3 protein-coding genes and 2 pseudogenes are annotated in these 3,997 nt (G+C 65.6%); 2 read left to right on the forward strand and 3 right to left on the reverse strand.

Translation table 11 applies throughout. The annotated features are described in order from the left end of the window. Both A5652_RS27750 and A5652_RS19015 read left to right on the forward strand, forming a co-directional pair. Window positions 1-116, forward strand: a pseudogene (locus A5652_RS27750) (enoyl-CoA hydratase); the annotation flags it as partial. A gap of 133 nt (window positions 117-249) precedes the next feature. Continuing rightward, on the forward strand, window positions 250-852 hold the full coding sequence (locus tag A5652_RS19015; protein WP_067354953.1) for a DUF1707 domain-containing protein: 603 nt from the start codon (window positions 250-252) through the stop codon (window positions 850-852). 9 nt (window positions 853-861) lie between these two features. Here the strand turns inward: A5652_RS19015 and A5652_RS19020 are convergent, their stop codons facing one another. The 3 genes and pseudogenes from A5652_RS19020 to A5652_RS27755 all read right to left on the reverse strand — a co-directional run. After that, window positions 862-1,710: an aldo/keto reductase gene (locus A5652_RS19020; protein WP_067354957.1), complete on the reverse strand. Its 849-nt coding sequence runs from the start codon at window positions 1,708-1,710 to the stop codon at window positions 862-864. A gap of 95 nt (window positions 1,711-1,805) precedes the next feature. After that, on the reverse strand, window positions 1,806-3,839 hold the full coding sequence (locus tag A5652_RS19025; protein WP_067354960.1) for a VWA domain-containing protein: 2,034 nt from the start codon (window positions 3,837-3,839) through the stop codon (window positions 1,806-1,808). Continuing rightward, window positions 3,832-3,997: pseudogene (locus A5652_RS27755) on the reverse strand (magnesium chelatase); the annotation flags it as partial. The pseudogene A5652_RS27755 and the gene A5652_RS19025, both read right to left, overlap by 8 nt.

Below are 3,997 nucleotides of genomic sequence, written 5' to 3' on the forward strand. Positions count from 1 at the left end.
TCGACCGCGACGCCGAACGCCTCGCCGAGGAATCGGCCCGGCTCTTCGTGTCCGATGAAGCACGCGAAGGCATGCTGGCGTTTTTGGAGAAGCGTCCACCCGACTGGACGAGTTAGCCAGCCGAGAAGTTAGCCAGGTGTCAAACAGAGGACCCGGCCGGATGGCCGGCGGCGTGGCTCGGGCGGGTGCAACGTTGCAGTTTAGCCAATCCTCTTGCGGCAAAACCTGGACGTCGTAGGCTCGGGGGTGATGAGCAACTCAACGCAACGGGATGCGGAGGACACACGCGGCGAGCCGTCGCGCGCGGCTGATACTGATCGCATCCAGATTGCGCAGTTGCTCGCCTATGCGGCTGAGCAGGGGCGCCTGCAGCTCAACGACTATGAGGACCGCCTGACCAAGGCTTATGCCGCGACGACGTATGAGGAACTGGATCAGCTGCGGGCCGATCTGCAGGGGACGCCGATCAGTCCGCGCCGTGGCGGCAAGCCAAATCCGGCGCCGTCGACGCTACTGCTGGCACTGATGAGCGGCTTCGAGCGCCGCGGCCGATGGAACGTCCCGAAGAAGCTCACCACCTTCACCCTGTGGGGCAGCGGGGTGGTCGATCTGCGCTACGCCGACTTCACCTCGACCGAGGTCGACATTCATGCGGTGTCGATTATGGGTGTGCAGAACATTTTGCTGCCGCCCGAGGTCAACGTCGAGGTACACGGCCGCGGCGTGATGGGAAACTTCGACCGCGCCGTCCTCGGGCAGGGCACACCCGGTGCGCCGACCGTCCACATTCGCGGCTTCTCCCTGTGGGGCGGGGTCGGCATCATCCGTAAAGCCCGGCGCCCGCGCGGTTAGCAGAAGCCGCTAGTCGGGCACGTAATCGAACGTGTCGGGGTTCGGGCCGTTGCGTCCCGACTCACCCTTGTTAAGCGCCGAGATCGCTTCCATATCCGAGTCGTCCAACTCGAAGTCGAACAGCTCGAAGTTGGCCTTGACCCGTTCCGGCGTCACCGATTTCGGGAACACGATGTTGCCCCGCTGAATGTGCCAGCGCAACACCACCTGCGCGGCGGATTTACCGCGGCCCTCGGCAACGCGGTTGATCACCGGATCGTCGAGCACCTTGCCCTGCGCGATGGGAGCCCATGCCTCGGTGGCGATGCCATGCTCGCGCCCGTAGGCCCGGACTTCGTCGTTGCCAAAGTAGGGATGCAACTCGATCTGGTTGACCGACGGGACGGTGTCGGTGTCGTTGGCGAGTCGTTGCAGGTGTGCCACTTGGAAATTCGAGACACCGATGCTGCGGGCACGTCCGTCGCGCGCGAACTCTTCGAAGACTTTCCACGTCGAGACGAAGTCGCCGTCGTAGAGCGTGGGCAGCGGCCAGTGGATGAGGAACAAATCGACGTAGTCGGAATCCAGCTTCTTCAGCGTCTCATCGAAGGCGCGACGCGCGTCGTCCGGCTTGTGAAATCCGTTGTTGAGCTTGCTGGTGACGAAGACGTCGCCGCGGTCGAGACCCGCATCGCGAATGCCTTGTGCGACTTGCTTTTCGTTGCCGTACATCTCGGCCGTGTCGATGTGGCGGTATCCGATCTCAAGCGCCTTCTTGACCGCAGCGGCGGTCTCGTCGGGCTTGATCTGGAACACGCCGAAACCCAGCTGCGGAATGTTGACACCGTCATTGAGTTCGATCATCGGAACCTGACTCATGCATCTCCTCCTCGTTCACATCCCTGTACCCAGTCCCGAGCACACCTACCCGGACGTGGAACCGCACCTGCACACAAGACTGAGGTCCAAGGCGACTAACGGCGGCGAGACCGCAGGTAGTCGCCGACCACCGCCGCTCCCAATCCGTCGAGGTCAGGCACCACGACTCGGCCCTCGACGCGTCGGGCGACCTGGTCGATGAACCGGGCAAGGCCCGGGTCGCTGCCCAGCCGGAAGATGGTGATCTGGGCGCCCAGCCGCGCCATCTCGTCGAAGCCTCGCACGGTGTGTGCGATGGTCCGCGGATGCGGTGGGTAATCGAAGAACACGGTCGTGCCGTCGCCGTCGAAGTCCTCCAGGTGTGCGGTCGGCTCACCGTCGGTCACCACCAGCACCACGGGCTGCGCGTTGGGATGCCGACGCAGATGTCGACCGGCCAGAGCCAGCGCGTGATGCAGGTTGGTGCCCTGCTCGTAGACGCCCTCGAGCCCGGTGAGCTCCGCGGCGGTCACCGTTCGGGCGTAGCGGCCAAAGGCGATGATCTGTAAGGCATCCGACCGAAAACGCGTGCACACCAAATGGTTGAGCGCCAGCGCCGTCTGCTTCATCGGCAGCCACCGGTTTTCCATCACCATGGAGAACGAGGTATCGACCAGCAGCGCGACCGCGGCCTGCGTACGTGTCTCCGTCTCGGAGACCTCGACGTCGTCGACCGTGAGCCTCAACCGCGCGTCCCGGTCGTCCAGGGTGTCGGTTCCCGCTTGCCGCAGAACGGCATTGGTCAATGTGCGGGAGATGTTCCACGGTTCGGTGTCACCGAACTGCCAAGGCCGGGTGGCACCGGTGAGTTCGCCAGCCGCTCCCGCGCGCCGATGGTCGCGCTCGCCGCGGCGCCCGGAAAGTTGTTGTGCCACATCGCGCAACGCCGTCTCGCCGAGTCGGCGCATGGCCTTCGGCGACAGCCGCCACTGGCCGTCGGAGCCGCGGTCCAAAAAGCCCTGATTGACCAGCGCCCGTTCCAATTCGGCGAGGGTGCGGGCGTCGACGGCCGCCTCGTCTCCAAGCTGACGTGCTAAGGCATCCAGGTCGACGTCGTCCATGGTGGCGCCCGGATAGCTCTGCGACAGCTGCTCGGCCAGTTGCTCCAACTCGGCGATGTCGGAGAGCGCCCGCGTGCCCTCGCCCATCCCGAACGGGTTGTCACCGGAGAACTGCTCGGACCCGTTCCAGTCCTCCCCCGGCCGCGCCGCCTGCAGGTGCGCGTCGAGCCGGTTCAGCGCCTGCATCAGCGACGGTGACCCAAAAGCCTGCTGCGCCAAGGCATCCAGCTCCGCGCGCTGCTCCGCACTCAGGCTGTTGCGGAAACGCTGCGCGGCGGCGGCACGCTTGGCCAGCGAGTCCAGCAACTCATCGACGTTGCGCGGGTTCTCCGGAAAGAACTCGCCGTGTTTGTCCATGAAGTCTTCGAAGTCCTGCTGGGTGTCCTCGCCGCGGGAGTGCTTGTCCAGCAGGTCGTTGAGGTCATTGAGCATGTCGTTGACCCGCTGGCGATCCTCGTCGGTGGCCCCTTCCAGCGCCTGCTTCATGCCCGCGAAGCGCTGGTCCAGCATCTCGCGGCCGAGCAGATCCTTGATCTGATCGTACTTTTCGCGGGCCTCGCCGCTGCGCCAGTTGTAATCGGAGAGCTCCTGGACGGCCTTGGCCGGCGACGACGGCAGCGCATCCAGCTGCAGTTCGCCGAAGCGGGCGTCGTCGTCGAGCGCGCGGGCCAACTCCTTGCGTTCGGCCAGCACGGCCTCGTCCAGCAGTTTCTTGATCTCCTGCAGGGTCCCATCCAAGTTGTTGCGCCGCAACAACTCCCGTCGTCGCCGGTTGGCCTCGGCGGCCAGCCGGTCGGCGCCGGTCATGCTCTTGGTGCCGCGGCGCAGCAGCTCGGACAGCGCACGGCGCGGCGACGTGCCGGCCATCACGTCCTGGCCGATCTGTTCGAGCGCCTCGCGCAGATCCACCGGCGGCGCTAGCGGGTCGGGCCCGCCGGTGTACGCCGAGTAGCGCGAGGAGTGCCCTCGTGACGATCGCAAGTGCGGCGAAGCCGGACGCGACGGGTCGTCACCATCTGACTCAGCCATAGACCGTCTGGCCCTCCTCGGATACTTTGTCGATGCGCTTGGCCAGATACAACGCCTCGAGCGCCAATTCCAGTGCCGCGGCGCGTTCGCCTTCGGACTGCGCACCGAGCTTGGCCGCGATCTTGTCCACCACCGGCAGGCTCGGGACCGCGGCCAGC

Source organism: Mycobacterium sp. 1165178.9 (assembly GCF_001673555.1).
GTDB lineage: Bacteria > Actinomycetota > Actinomycetes > Mycobacteriales > Mycobacteriaceae > Mycobacterium.

What these genes read in the sequence shown, in the direction of transcription:
- A5652_RS19015 (WP_067354953.1), top strand. Translation starts at nt 250, where the DNA reads ATGAGCAACTCAACGCAACGGGATGCGGAGGACACACGCGGCGAGCCG.
- A5652_RS19020 (WP_067354957.1), bottom strand. Translation starts at nt 1,710, where the DNA reads ATGAGTCAGGTTCCGATGATCGAACTCAATGACGGTGTCAACATTCCG.
- A5652_RS19025 (WP_067354960.1), bottom strand. Translation starts at nt 3,839, where the DNA reads ATGGCTGAGTCAGATGGTGACGACCCGTCGCGTCCGGCTTCGCCGCAC.